General features: G+C 57.4%; 3 protein-coding genes. All 3 read left to right on the forward strand.

Going from position 1 to position 2373, the window contains the following annotated elements; all coding sequences use genetic code 11:
• The first annotated feature begins 163 nt into the window (after positions 1–163).
• The 3 genes from AAAB16_RS13635 to AAAB16_RS13645 all read left to right on the forward strand — a co-directional run bounded on the left by AAAB16_RS13635 (position 164) and on the right by AAAB16_RS13645 (position 2310).
• On the forward strand, positions 164–835 hold the full coding sequence (locus tag AAAB16_RS13635) for a DNA-3-methyladenine glycosylase I (protein WP_340663803.1): 672 nt from the start codon (positions 164–166) through the stop codon (positions 833–835).
• Positions 836–851: 16 nt separating this feature from the next.
• The gene (locus AAAB16_RS13640; protein ID WP_340663804.1) at positions 852–1610 is read left to right on the forward strand and encodes an NAD-dependent deacylase; all 759 of its coding nucleotides are present in this window, start codon (positions 852–854) and stop codon (positions 1608–1610) included.
• Between the two features lie 67 nt (positions 1611–1677).
• Positions 1678–2310 carry a C40 family peptidase gene (locus tag AAAB16_RS13645; RefSeq protein ID WP_110617830.1) on the forward strand — a complete coding sequence of 211 codons (633 nt, stop codon included), beginning with the start codon at positions 1678–1680 and terminating at the stop codon, positions 2308–2310.
• Positions 2311–2373: the final 63 nt, after the last annotated feature.

Here is a 2373-nt window from a genome sequence, read left to right on the forward strand (position 1 = left end):
CCTCTATATATAGAGGGCCGTGTGAAAACGTGGCGAGCGACGGCTAGGCAAGGCAAAAACAGGCGAGTAAGCGCAGTTGGCTACAGCCAATGAGCATTGCGAGCTTGTTTTTAACGCCGCGTAGCCTAGCGCAGCAGTTTTCACACGGCCCGAAGGAAGCCTTATGCGTGACTACAAGTGGCTCAACGAATACTGCCTGAACCGCTTTGGTTCTCAGGCCAAACTCGAAGCCTTACTGCCTAGTGTCAAAACCCCAGCGCAATTGCGCAAAATCACTGACGACCGCTATTTGTCCTTGATTGCCTTAAGGGTTTTTCGCGCGGGTCTCAAGCACAGCCTGGTCGACGCCAAATGGCCGGCGTTTGAGCAGGTGTTCTTTGGTTTTGACCCGGAAAAGGTCGTGTTGATGGGCGCCGAGCACCTCGAACGGCTGATGCAGGACGCGCGCATCATCCGTCACCTGGGCAAGCTTAAAAGCGTGCCGCGCAATGCCCAGTTCGTGCTGGATGTCGCCAAAGAGAAGGGCAGCTTTGGTGCGTTGATCGCCGATTGGCCGGTGACCGATATCGTCGGGCTGTGGAAGTACCTGGCCAAGCACGGCAGCCAATTAGGCGGGCTGTCGGCGATGCGCTTTCTGCGCATGGCGGGTAAAGACACCTTTATTCCGGCGGAAGACGTGGTCGCCGCGCTTAAAGCCCAGGAAATCATCGACAAGCAGCCCACCAGCCTTAAAGAGCTGGCTGCCGTGCAAGCGGCGTTTAATGCCTGGCATGAACAAAGTGGGCGGAGCATGGCGCAGTTGTCGTGGATGTTGGCGCACACCGTTAACCATTAAGACGAGGGCAGGGCAGATGGACCAACGTTTGATAGATGCCCTGCAACGTGCCGAACGCATGCTGGTCATCACCGGTGCGGGTTTGTCTGCCGACTCTGGTTTGCCCACCTATCGCGGCCTCGGCGGCCTGTACAACGGCGTTACCGCTGAAGGCATCCCTATCGAACAAGCCTTGTCCGGCTCGACGCTGCGAGATAACCCGTCGCTGTGCTGGAAGTATCTGGCCGAGCTGGGCAAGGCTTGCCTAGCGGCCAAACCTAATGCTGGCCATTACGCGATTGCCGAGCTGCAACGGCGCAAACCTGAGTGCTGGGTGCTGACGCAGAATATTGATGGCTATCATCGCCTTGCCGGCTCTGATCCCGCGCGTTTAATCGAAATTCACGGAGAATTGGCGCCGCTTTACTGCCAGTCGTGCGGGGCGGTGAGTGAGGAATTGGCGGGCCACTTGGACAAACCGTTGCCGCCGAGGTGCGAACAATGTGCCGGTATTCTCCGACCGCCGGTCGTTTTGTTCGACGAAATGCTCCCGGAAAAAGCCATTGAAACGCTCTACCACGAGCTCTCCAAGGGTTTTGACTTGGTGATCGCTGTGGGTACTACGGCCAGCTTTCCGTATATCGCTGAACCCGTGCTGCGCACCCGTCAGGCGGGGGGCTTTACCGTGGAGATCAACCCGCAGGACGGGGCTTTGAGCCCATTTGTGGACGTCCATTTGCGCGATAGGGCGTTAGATGTTTTGCCAATACTACTGAGTCACACACTGGCCAATTAAATTTGCATATAACCGTTATGGAAGGCATATTCGCGCCTTCATAAACTTTTCGTCCACGGTCGTGCCCATGCTCAAACGCTCTGCACCCCTCGTGCCCCTCGCACTCTCAGTGTTCCTTGTGGCATGCGCTGGCTATCAGCCGGCCCCGCAAGTCGCTGAAAAGCCTCAGCAAAGCATCAGCCAACAAGTGGCTGAGGAAGATGGCGATGATGACGGCCTAGACCCGTTGCCAGACTTTGCTCAAGACCAACCGTATGAACTCCCATCTTTTGCTGACAGCATTCTGGCCCACGGCCTGTCGCTGGTAGGCACCCGTTATCGCTTCGGCGGCACCTCGGCTAACACCGGTTTCGACTGCAGCGGCTTTATCGGTTACTTGTTCAAAGAAGAGGCGGGCATGAGCCTGCCGCGTTCGACCCGCGAAATGATCAACCTCGACGCCCCACTGGTGTCGCGTAACGATCTGCAACCGGGCGATCTGTTGTTCTTTAGCACCCACGGCCGTGGTCGCGTCAGCCACGCCGGTATCTACCTCGGTGATGACCAGTTCATCCACTCCAGCAGCAGCCGCAGTGGCGGCGTGCGGGTAGACAGCCTGGACGACAAATACTGGAGCCGCACCTTTATCGAAGCCAAACGCGCCCTGGCGCTGGCCTCGGTAAACACTGCGCAAGTCAGCCGTAACCCGCTACACCCATAAGCAGCGGTCGCCCATAAAACCCCCTTAATTGGGGGTTTTGTGTTTTTGCCTGCTGTTGGGCGT

This window comes from Pseudomonas sp. (assembly GCF_037994325.1).
Taxonomy (GTDB): domain Bacteria; phylum Pseudomonadota; class Gammaproteobacteria; order Pseudomonadales; family Pseudomonadaceae; genus Aquipseudomonas.